This window comes from Candidatus Accumulibacter sp. ACC007 (genome assembly GCF_907163205.1).
Classification (GTDB): domain Bacteria; phylum Pseudomonadota; class Gammaproteobacteria; order Burkholderiales; family Rhodocyclaceae; genus Accumulibacter; species Accumulibacter regalis.
On record NZ_CAJQUD010000005.1, the window covers coordinates 164,042 to 178,779 of the forward strand.

The 14,738-nt window shown below is 64.4% G+C and carries 8 protein-coding genes and 3 pseudogenes; 7 read left to right on the forward strand and 4 right to left on the reverse strand.

The genetic code is table 11. The annotated features are described in order from the left end of the window. Nucleotides 1-300: 300 nt before the first annotated feature. From QZ634_RS13780 to QZ634_RS21570, 7 genes and pseudogenes are all read left to right on the forward strand, one after another. Entirely contained in the window at nt 301-2,922 is a 2,622-nt protein-coding gene (locus QZ634_RS13780) for a cytochrome c (RefSeq protein ID WP_291989268.1), read from the forward strand. 19 nt (nt 2,923-2,941) lie between these two features. Next, the gene (locus tag QZ634_RS13785) at nt 2,942-3,892 is read left to right on the forward strand and encodes a hypothetical protein (protein WP_291989269.1); all 951 of its coding nucleotides are present in this window, start codon (nt 2,942-2,944) and stop codon (nt 3,890-3,892) included. A 31-nt stretch (nt 3,893-3,923) separates the two neighbouring features. Beyond that, nucleotides 3,924-6,131, forward strand: coding sequence for a hypothetical protein (locus QZ634_RS13790; protein WP_291989270.1), 2,208 nt, complete (start codon nt 3,924-3,926; stop codon nt 6,129-6,131). Nucleotides 6,132-6,155: 24 nt separating this feature from the next. Then, entirely contained in the window at nt 6,156-7,673 is a 1,518-nt protein-coding gene (locus QZ634_RS13795; protein WP_291989271.1) for a cytochrome c, read from the forward strand. 10 nt (nt 7,674-7,683) lie between these two features. Then, nucleotides 7,684-7,920, forward strand: coding sequence for a hypothetical protein (locus QZ634_RS13800; protein WP_291989272.1), 237 nt, complete (start codon nt 7,684-7,686; stop codon nt 7,918-7,920). Nucleotides 7,921-8,515: 595 nt separating this feature from the next. After that, a pseudogene (locus tag QZ634_RS21565) lies at nt 8,516-8,752 on the forward strand (c-type cytochrome); the annotation flags it as partial. Between the two features lie 151 nt (nt 8,753-8,903). Further along, a complete protein-coding gene (locus QZ634_RS21570) occupies nt 8,904-9,017 on the forward strand; it encodes a hypothetical protein (RefSeq protein WP_366145405.1) in 114 nt (37 codons plus the stop codon). A gap of 405 nt (nt 9,018-9,422) precedes the next feature. On the opposite strand, the pseudogene QZ634_RS13810 reads toward QZ634_RS21570, so the two are convergent. The 4 genes and pseudogenes from QZ634_RS13810 to QZ634_RS13820 all read right to left on the reverse strand — a co-directional run. Then, nucleotides 9,423-9,629: pseudogene (locus QZ634_RS13810) on the reverse strand (transglycosylase SLT domain-containing protein); the annotation flags it as partial. Between the two features lie 1,382 nt (nt 9,630-11,011). Continuing rightward, complete coding sequence (locus QZ634_RS13815) at nt 11,012-11,191, reverse strand: hypothetical protein (protein ID WP_291989274.1); 180 nt, start codon at nt 11,189-11,191, stop codon at nt 11,012-11,014. A gap of 282 nt (nt 11,192-11,473) precedes the next feature. Further along, a pseudogene (locus QZ634_RS21575) lies at nt 11,474-12,286 on the reverse strand (toll/interleukin-1 receptor domain-containing protein); the annotation flags it as partial. 1,973 nt (nt 12,287-14,259) lie between these two features. Beyond that, the gene (locus QZ634_RS13820) at nt 14,260-14,412 is read right to left on the reverse strand and encodes a hypothetical protein (protein WP_291989275.1); all 153 of its coding nucleotides are present in this window, start codon (nt 14,410-14,412) and stop codon (nt 14,260-14,262) included. Nucleotides 14,413-14,738 lie beyond the last annotated feature (326 nt).

Consider the following 14,738-nt stretch of genomic DNA (forward strand, 5'->3'; position numbering starts at 1 on the left):
TCCTTCTTGCATGCCAATAACCGGGCAGCGGAGGCGTGCCGGTCGCATTGGCGCGCGGAACCACCTTGCTCAGCGACTGCCAAACCGGCATCGGTCACCTTCGCTCGCTGGAACGCTAGCGCGATCATTTAACAAGCGTGCTTGGCGCACAATCGGTGACTGAAATCTGTGCGACGCGGAAAGTGCCAGCGCTTGACAGGGCTGACACCCGAACAGATACTGCCCTGCCGGCGACGACACTGCCGTCGAGTTTACCGCCTTTGGGGTTTCAAGCTATTTGTGCCCGTCAGGAGAGAACGCATGAAACGTAATCTGTTTGCCGCTCTTGTGGCCACACTCATTCTCGGCACTGGTGTTGGCGTTTTCCACCAGCGCAGTGTCAATATCGGCGATGCACATGCGCAAGGCGCGCCAGCAGGCCTGGTTGCCGCCGCTTCCGCGCAAGCGCTTCCGGAAGCGTCGATCATCGATCAGGATGCTCCGTATCACGAAGCCTGCGCCCGCGAAGGACTCAGTGAATCGGAATGCGTCGGACGGCTGATCTGGTTCAAGGCCACTGCCGGCAACGACCGCTTCCATACCTATACCTTTCAGCAGCGCATTGGCGTCCTGGTCGACTGGTTCCGCGTCTTGCGTGCCGACCAGCGCGACGATCGTTTCTGGGCCTGGGGAATCATCAACGACCCCTCGTGCTGCAAGCCGGGCGACCCAGACTGCCCGGCCAAGTCAGCCGCGGAAACCTACGGCTTCGACTGGTGCCCTGGCGACGACGTGCTCCTGAAGTACGTCGGCAAGCCCGGCTACGTCGACCCGGCCTGCGGCCTCAAGGACGCGGCCCTCGACCCGGACGACCCGCACAGTCAGGGCGGCAAGGTGGATCAGCGGCACTCGGCCTGCGATCTGAAGTTCGGCACCTCGACCGGTGCACTGGGAATTCGCAAGTTTCCCAACCCGCGCTTCGACGCCGCGAAGTGGCAGGCGCTGAACGGTGAGTCAGGCAGCTGGTCGGGCTTTGACAGCCCGCTCATCGCCAAGACCGGCATCGAATCGGACCAGCGGGTGAGCCGGCTTGCCGACGGCTCCGTGGAGCCGCCCTTCCTTATCGGCACCTCCTGCGGCTCCTGCCATATCGCCTTCGACCCGCTCAACCCGCCCGCCGACCCGGCGCATCCCAGGTGGGAGAACATCAAGGGACTGATCGGCAATCAATACACGCGGATGTCCGAACTGCTCGGCTCGGGCCTGCCGATGAGCAGCCTGGAGTATCAGATGTTCGCGCACGCCCGTCCCGGTGTTACCGACACTTCGGCGATTTCGCACGACCAGGTCAACAATCCGGGGACCATCAACGCGCTGATCAATGTCGCCCAGCGGCCGGTTTTCAAGGGCGAGGTGGTGACCAAATGGCGCAAGGCGGCGAGCTGCGGAAGCGAGAGCGACGAGAGCAAGTGCTGGTGCGAGCCGGGTCGCGACGGCAAGTGCTGGCAGCGCAGCACCCGCAACGACGACGTCACGCCGGTCAACCTGGGCGGCAAGAAAGTGGTCCTGCCCGGCGTCCATCACATCCTGAAGGGCGGCGAGGATTCGACCGGTGCGCTGGAGGCGATCCAGCGCGTGTACTTCAACATTGGCTCGTGCTCCGAGCAGTGCTGGGTCAATCACCTCGCCGACATGCGCGAGGTGGATCCGGAGCAACGTGGTTTCGGGCAGACGCCCTTCGATATCGGCCAGTGCCGGCGCGATTGCCCGAACTTCCGGGCCGTCGAGGACCGGCTGCAGAACGTGCTCGACTTCTTTGCCTCGGCCGAGTCGGACCAGGCCGACCTCTACGCAGCGCTGGCCAACGTTCGCCAGGCGGGAACAAGTAGCCTGGCTTACAGCCGTGCCGATCTGGTCCGCGACCTGGAAACCGAATTCGGTGCCGGTGCCGTGGGCCGCGGCCAGCTCGTTTTCGCCGAAAACTGCGCACGCTGCCATTCGAGCATTCCAGAGAGCGAAGGTGGCTCGTTCAATAACCGCGATTTCGCCGCCGCCAGCGAAGCGCATCCGCGCAAGATCAGGGCGGATTTCCTGGGTAACGATCAGGCGACACCGGTGACTGAAGTCGGCACTTTCCGTTGCCGCTCGCTGCACTCCAACCACAAGGCAGGAAACCTGTACATGGAATCCGCATCGGACACGCTGCGTGAGCGCCCGGTGGTCGCCGACATTCCGGAACGCGACGAACTCAAGGACGCCGGTCGTGGCTACATGCGCAACGTCTCGCTGGTCAATATCTGGGCGACCGCGCCATTCATGCACAACAACGCCATCGGGCCGGAAATCTGTGGCAAGCCGGCGAACAAGGCCAACGATTTCCACCGCGCACGCTATATCGACAGCGGCGGCCAGTTGCTCGCCCAACAGCCCGACTGCCTGCGCTACGATCCCAGCGTCGAGGGCCGCTTCGACCTCTACAAGCTGTCGATGTTCGAACTTCTCCACCCGAAGGAGAGAGGCAGCAAACGAACGCTGACCAACGCCGATCTGCTCATCGATGTCGGCATCCGTCCGCTCGACGGCAAGACCGAGAAGCCGCTGTTCGGTTTCGGGCAGGTGAAGATCCCGGCCGGCACCAGCGCCGGTTTCCTGAATGGACTGATGCACAAACAGCTGATCGGCGACCTCTTCCTCGCCAAGCGCCACCCGGACCGGCTCGAAGCAGTTGGCAAGGCGAGCCTTCTGCCGACGCTGCAGACGATCGCCGACGAGATCATCAAGAATCCGTCGCGCTTCGTCGACATTCTGCGCGAGCAACGCGATTTCATCAGTGCCAATTACCAGACGTGCACCGAGGAGATCGAGAATCAGGGTCACCGCTTCGGCGAGGACCTTTCCGAGGCCGACAAGAAAGCGCTCACCGCTTTCCTCGCCACGCTGTAAGGAAACGGGAGATCACATCATGCGACTGCCGCACACCTTGACCCCGAGTTGCCTGGATTCGCTGCCTGGCGGAGTACGTTTCGGTCGGATTGCCCGTATCGCCCTCGCCGCCCTCGCCGCCCTCGGCGTGGCGTCGTGCAGCAAGCCCGAACCCCCGGAGATTACTTTCGCGCCCTACGCCAAGAGCTACCAAACGAAAATGAGCCTGGCGCAGGTGGACTACAAGTTCCCGATTCCGCCGGCCGAACTGGCCAAGATCACACCCGACTACCTGGCGACGCTCGACGAGGAGCAGATCGATCAGATCTACGCCCGCCTGACTGCCGGCCCGATCCCGGATGGTGCTTTCGAGGGCCGCATTCTCCTGCCGCGCGGAAGCAGCGGCAAGTTCCGGCTTTCCGAGCTGGTCGGTGGCTTCGGAGGCACCGTCCTGCACCTCAAGGGGCTGGTCGTCGAGGAAATCGGCGAAGTGCTCTGGCGCGGCAAGGTTTTCTTCCGCGACGAGGGCGTGCTGCGCAACCGCATCGAGGATCTGTCGCTGCTCAAGAAGGTCGGCCTGGTCGAAGGCGATCCGAAGAAAATGAACTACGCTGGCAAGGAGACCTGGCTGCTCTTCCCGGCCAAGCTTTACTGCGGCCAGAGCCTGCTCGACTCGCGGCGCGAATCGATCATCATCGACTACTTCTTTAGCGACGAAATCGCCGGTTACCAGGAAAGCCCCGACTATCTCGCCGGTCGGCGAGGCCTCAAGGTGCGCGACGAGATCCGCATGATCCGTCCCGGCTTCTACCTTGGCCGCGCCTATCTGGACCGTGGTTTCGCGCTCAACTTCACGCTCTACGACAAGGACACCGACGACAAGGCGCGGGCAAATTTCGTTGCTACCGGCAAGGTGCAGGAAGACTGCTGGCCGGGAACGCAGCAACGCAGCGTCATCGCTGCTGCGCCCGCCAAGCCCGCCAAGCCCTGAGCAAGGCGCGCCCGGGGCATGGAGGCTGACGATGCGCTTGTCCGCAACCTCGCTGGCGATCCTGCTCGGCCTCGCTGCGGGGTCCGCAGCGATCTGCGCCATGCCGGTGCGGGCGACTGAAGCGCTGCCGCTGCCGGTGGTCGATCCGGCCGATCCCGGCGAGCATCTGCCCGGCCACGGGCGTTCGCTCTTCGAGCAGATGTTTGCCGTGCGGCGCGGTGTTGCGGCAGAGATAGAAGTGCCGTTTCCTTTCGAGGCTCTGCTCGCGCGCATCGACGCCCAGCTCCAGCGCGATCCGGCCAGCCCACTGCCACCGGCCAAGCGCGTCCTGATTCCGCTGGGCCGCTCGCTGCAGCGGACAGCCGCCGCCCCCGACTACTTCGCCTCTCCCCGCGTGGTGGTCGCCGTCGACAGCCCGCCGATAGCGGGCGATGTGCCGCTGCTCAAGGATCGCCTCTACCTTGGCTACCAGGAAAAGTCGGCGGTCGTCGAAATCATCAGCTACAACGAGCCTGCCGGCCGCTTCGAGTTCCTGTTGCTCAAGGATTACCGTGCCGGCGGCAAGCCGCGTCTGGCCTACGCCAACCGGACGATCTGCTTCGCCTGCCACCAGAACGGCGCGCCGATCTTTTCGCGCGCTCTATGGGACGAGACCAACGCCAACGCCAAGGTCGCCGCAGCGCTGCTGGCCAGCGGCCAGAGCTTCTATGGCATTCCCCCCGAGCGCGGCATCGACGTTCCCTACGCCATCGACAACGCCAGTGAGCGCGCCAACGGCTTTGCCCTCACCCAGCGCCTGTGGCGCGAAGGCTGCGGCGGCAATAGCGCCGAGGCGCAAGGCTGCCGTGCGGGTCTGTTTGCGGCCGCCTTGCGGCACGCCCTCGCCGGCGGTCAGACGTGGACGCCCGATGCCCGTTTCGAGCGCTCGGTCGACCAGCCGCTGCGCGCGCAGGCGCGGCGCCGCTGGCCAGGCGGACTGGCCAGCGGCAATCCCGACATTCCCAACCGCAACCCCCTGCAGGGGACGAGCAGTTGGCCTGCAGACGCGGCCGCTCGCGTGGCTTTGTCGGAGGTGCAGGCGCGCTTCGATCCACTCCTGCCGCGTCCACCCGGGGCGCTCTGGCGGCCCGACGCTGCGGACGCGCTGCGGCAGCTGGTGGCCGGCCTGGCGGAGTTCGTCGCCGACCCTGACCGGCGCCAATTGGCGAGTGCGCTGGAGCGGCTGACACCACCCACTCCATCGGCTCCACTGGCGGCACAGCGCCTCAGCGCTCCCTGCCGGATCGACACCAGAGTCGCTTCGCGCTGGTCGCTGCGCTGCTCCGCGGCGGATGGCACCCTGCTCGCCGGAACGCTGTCGGTGCATGCCGGAAGGCCGAGTGGCGGTCGGCTGGCAAGGCTGGCGCTGCCTGGCGGCAGCGCCCTGAATGATGTGGAACTGACCCTTCTCACTGCGGCGAACGCAGCCGGCGCGACCTTGTCACCACGCGCAGACGGGCTGCCGGCGAGAAACGCCGCCGCCAACGTGATCCACTCGATCGCCATTCGTCGCAGTGAAGCTACCTTGGCCACCGGCACTGGCGCCACCCCTGGCGGCGATGGGCTGGTCGACGGCGAAGCGACGCTGGAAATCCGCGAGGATTTCGCCATCGTGCAGCAGGCCATCGACCGCCTCGCCACCGGTCCGCAAGCCGCGACTCTTTTCGGACCCGATCCCTTCCCGCGCCGGCTGCTTTTTTCGGCGCTGTTCGCCGAACTCGGCGCGCCGGCCGCGGCGCCCTGCTGCGCGGCCGCCGAGCACCTGCCGCCAGCGCAGCTGGAAGTAATCGCCGTCGCGCCGGGACAGGCGCCGGGCAGCAGCGGTGATCCGCTCCTGCGTGGCTTTCAACCCTACTGTGCCGCCTGCCACCAGAGCGCCGAAACCTTTCCGCCGAATTTCCTGCACGGCCCTCCGGCGGAAGTCGGCGCCAGCCTCCGCCACTGCGCCCAACGCCTCTACGTCCGTCTGGCAATGGCCGACCTGGCGCCAGCGCAGCGCGCCAAGACGCCAATGCCACCGGAAAGCATGTTGCCGGCTTTTGCCAGCGACGCCCAAGCATGGCGCAGCAGCCCGGTGCGCGCCGCCATGCTCGCTCAGGTGACGCAATGGTTACGCGCCGAGACGGGTCGCCCACCGCAACTCGCAACCCTGCTGGCTGGCGGCTACGAGGCTTTGCGTCCGTGCCTGCCAGCGCACTGAGAACGAGAAAAAGGGGAACACAGCATGAACGAACCGCAAGCAGCCGCAAGAAGCCCCTGGAAGCGACGCTTCATCATTCTCTTCATCGTCACCGTCGTCTTGCCGCTGCTGGTCGTCATCTGGTTGGTCCAGCGCTTTGCCGGTGACGTGGCGGTGGATTATGCCAGCCCGACCGAACACTTCAAGTACGGGTCCACCGGTGGCGAGCACGAGATGGGCTTCCCCTACTGGATCTGGCGTGCGCTGCCCAATGTCTGCCCGCAATACCTGCCCGGCAAGGGCTACCAGTCGCTGGGAATGGTTTTCGAGAAGAACGCCGACGGCAGCGACCGCGACCTGCCGATCGGCACCTCGCAGCGCCGCTACCAGGGAATCGACCGTGTCTTCGTCAACTGTGCCGTCTGCCACACGAGCACTGTGCGCACGGCAGCCGACCAGCCGCCGACGATCGTCCTCGGCATGCCGGCAGCGACCTTCAACATGAAGGGCTTCGAGGAGTTCTTCTTCCGCTGCGCCGCCGACCCGAAGTTCGCCAAGGAATTCATCCTGCCGGAGATTGAACGCCAGGGTGGACAACTCGACCTGCTCGACCGCTACATCGTCTATCCGGTGGCCATCGCCATCATGCGCGACCGCGTGCTGGCGCTCGCCGGGCGCTTCGACTGGGTCTTCAAGCAGCGCGAATGGGGGCCCGGACGCGTCGACACCTTCAACTCGGCGAAAGTGATCTTCAACTTCCCGATGGCCCATCTCGACCCCGACGAGTTCGACGCGCCGGCCGATTTTCCCTCGCTGTGGCGGCAACGCCAGCGCAAAGAGCCGCACGAGATGCAGCTGCACTGGGACGGCAACAACACCACCGTCGAGGAGCGCAACAAGAGCGCCGCCTTTGGCACCGGCACGACGCCGCCGACCATCGACCTGGAACGTATCGGCCGCGTCGAGGACTGGATTCTCGATGTCTCACCGCCCAGCTTCAGCCAGTTCTTCCCGGTCGACGCCGGACTGGCATTGCGCGGCGCGCCGATCTACAAGGCCTACTGCGCCGGCTGCCACGGCGCCTCGGGCAGCGACTTCAGCGGCGAGCTGGTCGGCAAGGTGACGCCGCTGGCCGAGATCGGCACCGACCGGCGACGCCTCGATTCCTACTCCTACACGCTGGCGGTGAACCAGGCGACGCTCTACGCCGGCTACCCGTGGCGGTTCACCCATTTCCGCAAGACCTTCGGCTACGCCAACATGCCGCTCGACGGCATCTGGCTGCGCGCGCCCTACCTGCACAACGGCTCGGTGCCCAGCCTGCGCGACCTGCTCGAACCCGCTGCCGTGCGCCCCGCGACTTTCTATCGCGGCAACGACGTCTATGACCCGGTCAAGGTCGGCTTCGTCTCGGAGCAGGCGCAGGGCAACGGTCAGCCGTTCTTCCTTCTCGACACCGCGGTCCCCGGCAACGGCAACGGCGGCCACGAGGGCAAGGCCTACGGCACCGAGCTGAGTGCCGACGAAAAGACCGCGCTGGTCGAATTCATGAAGACCTTCTGAGGAGCCCACGATGAGCATGCGATCCTGCAGAACCTGGTTCCGCGCCATCGGCGTGGTGATCATCGTCGCCGTGGTCATTGGCGGTTGGATCGCCTGGGACCGTGGCTTCCGCGAACACCCGCAACCTGACTGGGTGACCGCCGATTTCGAGACACGCTTCAAGTACGGATCGATCGGCGCCGAGCACGACGCCGGCATCCCCTACTGGATCTTCTACGTCCTGCCGCGCGTCTTCCCGAAAAGCTGACGCAGGACGGCAAGGTGCTTCCCGGTGGCTACGCCTCGCTCGGTGTTCCCTGGGAAGAGGGCCAGGAACTGCCGGCCGGCTTCAGCAAGAAAACCATCGGTTTCCACGCGTGGCGAACAATTGCGCCGTCTGCCACACGACCAGCTACCGGGAGTCGCCCGACTCCACGCCGGTCTTCGTCGTCGGCGGACCGGCGCACACCACCAACGTCGAAGGCTTTTTCCGCTATCTGATCGACTGCGCCAAGGACCCGCGCTTCAACGCCGACATCCTGATGGCCGAAATCAATCGCGTCACCGATCTCGACATCATCGACCAGGTCCTCTACCGCTTCTTCGTCATCCCGATCACCAGGAAGCGCCTGCTCGAACGCGAGCAACAGTTCGCCTGGATCTATCGCCCCGACTTCCCCGACTGGGGACGTGGTCGAGACGACGCGATGAACCTCACCAAGTACTTCATGATCGGCGCCCCGATGGACGATACCTTTGGCCCCACCGACATGCCCTCGGTGTGGAACCTCAAGAAGTACGCCTGGGACAAGGGCCAGCGCATGAACTACGCCGGTGACAGCAGCGACGCCTACTCGGTGATCATGGACTCGGCCCTCGGCCTGCTCGGCGCCGCGCCAGCCGACAAAAAGGACTTCGTCGAGCAGGTGCAGTGGCTGCACAGCTATCTCTCCGAACTACCGCCACCGAAGTACCCCTTCGCCATCGATTCAGCAAAGGTGGCCGAGGGCAAGACGCTGTTCGACGCCCACTGTGCCAGCTGCCACGCCGGCGAACTCACCGGCCGGCCGCTGCCGCTCGCCGAAGTCGGCACCGACCGCGGCCGCCTCGACTCCTGGAACAAGGGCGCGGCGATCAAGGCCAACCAGGTGTCAAGGAGATGGGACTCGAACGCCGCGGCCTGGTTCGAGGAAGACCTGATCGGCTACGTCACCCCCCTTCCTCGACGGCATCTGGCTGAAGGCGCCGTACCTGCACAACGGCTCGGTGCCGACGCTGCGCGATCTGTTGAACCGGCGGCACAGCGGCCGACGGTTTTCTGGCGCGGCTACGACGTCTACGACCAGACCAAGGTCGGTTTCGTGACCGATACGCCGGCGGCGCAGCGCGTCGGCACCCGGCTCGACACCCGCGGCAAGGCCGGCAGCAGCCAGGGGCATGAGTTCGGGACGGGCTTGTCAGCGGCCGACAAGGACGCGCTGGTGGAGTACTTGAAGACCTTGTGAGGCGCGGGTTTAATTGACCCTGGCCGCCTTTGCCGCTGGCGCCGCCTGCCCGGGAATGGTCAGGCGAAGGCGCTTGTCCTTTGCTCCAGCGCTGGTGACGACGCCGGCGTTGATCCTTGGTATCGCTGCCCGAGGTTGATACAACTGGTAGAATCTGGGTGACCAGCTGCACGTAGTTGCGGGTTTCGGGATAAGGCGGGATGGTGTTCTTGTACTGCTGTACGGCGCCTTCGCCGGCGTTGTACGAAGCGAGCACCAGATGTTGCTGATCTGGAAACATGCGCTGAAGGTCACGCAGGTAACGCGCACCCAGACGGATGTTGATTTCCGGGTCGGTCAGCTTCTCTTCGAGGGTCTTCTTCCTGTCGCCGCGCAAGCCATAACGCTCGGCCGTCGCCGGCATGATCTGCATCAGGCCGATGGCGCCCTTGGGGGAGATCGCTTCCGGATTGAAGCCCGACTCCGCAGCCATGACTGCCTTGAGCAAGGCGGATTCGACGGCGAAGTCCTTGCCTGCCGCTTTCAGCAGGGTTCGAACTTCTCAGGTTTGGATGCTGAGAAAAAATAGCGCGACAGTTCAGGCCTTTCCTCTTCGATGGCCAGCGCTGACGACGGCTGCAGAGCATTGCCGCGTGAAAACAACTTGTAGCGCGAATCGATCTTCTCGTGGCCAGATGCGCGACGCCCTGCTCGTCGACGTAACCATAGATACTCGCCTGGGCACTTGCGGCGACGAGGCTGAGTGAAAGCGCGAGAAGAAAACGGTTGATCTGCATGCGGTAGCTGAGCCTTTCCCGTGCCAGGTGCACGGGACGTTGGTAGGGTTGGCGCTTTACTTCCCGCCGGCACCTTGACAAGCGATCACGCTGAACACCACTCGGCGGTCGAGCGCATCGCTGGCGTCGTCGCGTCCGGTACCGACCAGCGGCTGGCTGAAGCCCATGCGCGACCGCGGCCAGCGGTCCCTTCCCTGGTCAGGGCGTGATCGGCTGAAGACGAAAGCGTCGACGTCCATGCGTGTGCGCACGCATCCGAGGCCCCGCAACTGCTGTACCTCTCATGCATGCCTGCGATGTGGCTCCGTCTCCCAGGAACCAGGTGTAGGTCAGTGGCGCTCTCGTGTGGCACCAGAGGGACAGTCTCTCACGTGAGACACGCGTCCCCATGGAACGGTACGCACACTAATTCAGCGCTGCTGCGCGCAAAGTTATAACGCAACTCACGTCATCCGTAAGAGACTGCCGCTCACAGGTGGCGAACGTCGGTTGGATGTACTGACGCCGTTCTAGTCCCCGCCGGAAAAAACTCATGGCCAGGTGCTGGGTGTCAAGTCCGAAGAACAATCCCCAATGGCTGACCCAGCGCCTGCCTCGGCCAGCGCGCTTTTGACTGGGTCACGAGCCGTAGCTACACGCACCAAGTAAGTCCACTTGAGATAATCCGCATACCTGGCAACGCCGCGGGCGGCGGCAGCGGCCTCAGACGCTCAGCGCGTCGCGCTAGGGGGCGCCGGCGCTGTTGTATGCTGAATTGCCCTTCGCTGACATTCGCGCGGGTCACAGGCCGTCCAGTGTAATCCGGCGATCGATCTGTGCGCCGCCTTGCTGCTAAGTCTCACTGGCAGGTACGGATTGCTACCAGTTCGATTACCGCGGAAAGCTCTCCTATGGCCCACGCCGGAACACTCCTGTCGCGGAAGTATGGCGTGGCGTGGTGTTTGACGGCCCGCGAATCTTTGATCGCGCCACACCCTTGCCTTGCCTCGATCTTGGCCCGTCTTGAGGTCGTTCCAGCGCCAGGCGATGCGAAAGGCCTCAAACGATTCGCTTCGCTTTCCCTTCGTGTTTACTGGCGTTAAGGGTACCGACCAGCACCAACGGCTTGCCGCCAGAGTGTTTCCGCCTGGAAGGGCTGAATATTGAACTGCGGAAAGCGGCTCCTCGCCAGCTCGCTGATGCGTTGCCCCATGGCCACCGTGGCAGTGGATTGCTCGCCGGTAACGCCATCGACCAGGGGGTCGATAACCACGTTCACCCGGTTGGCGCCCTCGGCGAGTCTGGTGTGGTAAAAAGAGCATTGGCTGCCGCCAACACGGCATCGCCATGCGGCAAGACCTTTATCGGGGCTGCCGGCGCGGCCGCGGGACCTGCCGTTGCCGATGGCGAAGTCGGCGTTGCCGAGGAGTCACCAGGGCGATGAAGCTCGCTGCAAGCGGCGAGCACCAGCGCCAGCAGGGCCAGCAGGGCCAGGGCAGGCAGCCGGACAGCGGATGTAATGGGCGGCTTCATAATCGACACTCCTTCAGTTCCGAGGGGCTTACGGGATCACCAAGGTCGCGTCGATCGCGTATCGCCGCGCAGCGTATGCTGAGCGTCGGTGAGCGCGGCTCCTTGATGCTCTGTGTTTGCCGGGTCGCGGCCGTGGCCGGCCGCGCCGTCGCTGCGGCAACGACCTTCCTGGCTCGGGCGGCGCGGCTGAGGGGGCCGTTGCCGACGGCAATGTGCCGGGAGCGGCCAACTCGGCATTGATCGGTGCGTCCACCGGCGACGATGAGCGGGGGAAGCGTCGCGGGCACAACAACTGCCTCACGGGTATCGACGAAGGGTCAGGCAAGGCGTAATGAACGATGGCCGCCGCCAGGGCCACCGCGCAAGCGACCAGAATGAAGGCCATTCGGTGGCCTCTTTCCGGCTCTCCCGGCGCTTGCCGAGTCTCTGTGGCGGTGCTTTCCCTATCCTGCCGGATGCCTGCCGGGACCTGGCTCGATGCAACCCCGACGAGCGCTTCGATGGCCACGAGCAGCTGCTGGAAGCCCGCTGCCGACGTCATTTCTCCGTCCCGCTGACGCAAGTCACAAGCCTGAATGCTGCGAAAGCCCATCGGCGGGCGAACGCTTTCGATCAACACCGGTACCAGGCGCGCCAGAGCCAGGCCTTCCTCGGCCTCTTCCTGGACCCAGGGACTCTGTATCGAGTGCGTGGACCATAACACCACCATGCAGCCCATTCCGCTGATGGCATCCTCGATCGTCTGCCGCCAGGTTTTCCCCGGCGGTATTGGGCGTCCCACCAGACCGACCAGCCACGGGCGGCCCAGCGCCGCCGCGATCTGGGCTGCCAGCGCGCGATCCTCTTCGCGGTACTGAGAAAAACGTCATTCTTCATGAGCAGCCAGTCCTGAAGACGGCAAAACAACCCTGCTGCAGATCTACCCCGCCGAGGACGAGGCAATAAAGCAGATGAAAACGCTGGAAGTGGTCAAGCGAGGACGCGCTGTGCTCACGCTTCTGGAAAGTCGAACTCCCGCGAGCAGGAATATGCCAAGACCCTCGCCCTTGGCTCCAGTTCCGCAGTAGTATGCGCCGGCGCGGGCTCGCCTGCCGTGCTGATTCCTCCGCATGGCCCAGGGCGCTCCGCAAGCGCCAGGATTTTTCAAGCATCATTCATCTCATCGCGAAATACTCCGCTGTAGAAAAAACATGCCCAGTTACCGCTATGCGTGTTCGCCTGCGGCACTGAGTTGAGAAGCTGGCCGTCACTCCTCGCCGGCCGCGAGTGCCCGGACGCCAGCGCACAGCACCTGCGCCGAAGCATGTCCGCTTTGCCGCGCTCACCGTAATCGACTGCGGGCGCCCAACGACCGGCCCTGTCCTTGGCGGAAGGTTGTGGCCACCCTGATGGCCGGGTGCCTGCCGTTTTCCAGTAGGCGGTGCGCCGTCCGTTGGCTGTCATCGGCCGCCTGGCGCGCTCGCTCGTCCGAGAGACGGGCAGCGACGACGACGCGCGACCTGCCGGCGCTGGTCGTTGAAGCCAGCGGGCACTTTCCGACCCAGGACCGGAATGAACCAAGGAGCAAGTCACCGACCCCTCCATGACTGCAAGCCGAGAGCCTTTGCGCCGCAGCAGGGACAAGCGCTGATACGCCCCAATCTCTTCCTATGATCAAGGTATCCGCCGACGAACTGGCTGCCCGGCACGTCGTTTTGCCGACCAGCTCGACGGCCCTTTCCGCCTAGCTGCCGTTACCTGCAGAATCCCGATCTGCCCATCCATCAGCGCATTCAGCAGCATCGTCACCTCGGCCGCGGTGCCACCAAACTGCTCGCAGCTGCCATATCGGCCCTCTCCAGCCCACGGCGCGCCGCGCTCTCGATCTCAAGGCGGGCGTATCACCCGCCCGGTCGCGACCTGGGTGCGCACCACGGCTGCTGGCATTCGCCATGGCCAGCTCGCGCTTCCAAGGACTCGCGATTTGTTCAGCGACGCTCCCGTCGGCCCTCATGTATCACACCCATGAAAACGCCGCGGCGCCGCCGCTTCTTTCTTTGCCCGTCACCCAGAGACGCGCATCAGCCTGGCGAAGCGCTGCTCGCCGTCCTGGGTCCACGATCTCGGTTCTTCTACATCCTAACCGGGCCGTCCAGTACCCGGATTTTGTGTGCGCGCGCCCCGGGCATGCGCTTCCTGATCATGCCTGTGCATGAATGCATCCGGCGTCTCCCGGCTCGCGCCCTCGCATGCCCCAAAAGAAAAAAAAAAAAAACAAAAAAACCGATGAGATCTCAACGCGACGATCGATCACGGATCAGCCACGGCCAGCGCTGACAGCGTCGACGGCGATACCGACCGCTGGCCGACATCGTTTAAGGTCGCAACATCCCTCGGCCCGGCACTCATTTGAATGGGCTGCATCAGGACGTCGACCCAACGCCGGCGAAACGGCAGCCGTTCTTTCGCGAGCGCTATTGCTGACGCTGCTGCCGGCGATCGAAGTCGACGCTCGAGATGCAACCATCTTTGCCAGCGTTGGTCGAGGTGGTGGCGACAGGCGACGTACGCGAAGATTGGGCGAGAATCTTGCGGCACAATAACCGTCCACTAAAAGGGACGCCAAGGACAGGGCCCAGGCAATGCGCAGCCCTCGGAAATTTTTTCTCGTGGTTCATGCTTGGAGGCCTTGTCGCTGGGCCTCGCCTGGTGTGCTGCAGCCTGGAATCGCACCTGCTGACCATCGTCGCATCCCGTGGGCCGGGCGAGCTTTCGTGACATCGGTCATTCTCGTTCTTTCCATTCGGCAGGACGCGATCACTCGACACGGCTCAATCAGCAAGAGGACATCGCACCGGTGTGCTCGGTCTTGTCGGCAAACGGTAATCTGGTTTGTCTTTGTGCCGGGCTATAGGGCTGGCAATTGGCCACCTCGCCGCTGCGCTGGGCGTGCGTGCCCTGAACGATCATCGCATCCCGTTCCGCCATATCAGCATCCTGAAGCTTGCCGCATTTGCGCCTCGGCGGCGCCTGATCGGTAAGACGATCGTCACCAGTGAAGCGCGCCCAAGCCGCCCGAGCGAGCATGCGCAAGGGCGTGGGTCGCAGCTTCGGTCGCGCGAGGCGTGAAGCCGTACCGAATAGCAGTCCCGGAGGTTCCTTGAGCCGCTGAATGCGTCCGCTTCGGCGTTAAGCGTACGCCCGGGATGGAAGCATGCTTGCCGCCAATAATCCCCCCCCCCCACTTGCACTTTCGGCGCCGCGCCCCTAAGTTTCTCGTCGCCATCACGCTCATACTCTTTTCTTTCCCCGAT

Excerpts from the sequence above, each read along its gene's own strand:
- QZ634_RS13780 (WP_291989268.1), top strand. The coding sequence starts at position 301 with ATGAAACGTAATCTGTTTGCCGCTCTTGTGGCCACACTCATTCTCGGC.
- QZ634_RS13785 (WP_291989269.1), top strand. The coding sequence starts at position 2,942 with ATGCGACTGCCGCACACCTTGACCCCGAGTTGCCTGGATTCGCTGCCT.
- QZ634_RS13790 (WP_291989270.1), top strand. The coding sequence starts at position 3,924 with ATGCGCTTGTCCGCAACCTCGCTGGCGATCCTGCTCGGCCTCGCTGCG.
- QZ634_RS13795 (WP_291989271.1), top strand. The coding sequence starts at position 6,156 with ATGAACGAACCGCAAGCAGCCGCAAGAAGCCCCTGGAAGCGACGCTTC.
- QZ634_RS13800 (WP_291989272.1), top strand. The coding sequence starts at position 7,684 with ATGAGCATGCGATCCTGCAGAACCTGGTTCCGCGCCATCGGCGTGGTG.
- QZ634_RS13820 (WP_291989275.1), bottom strand. The coding sequence starts at position 14,412 with ATGGCGGAACGGGATGCGATGATCGTTCAGGGCACGCACGCCCAGCGC.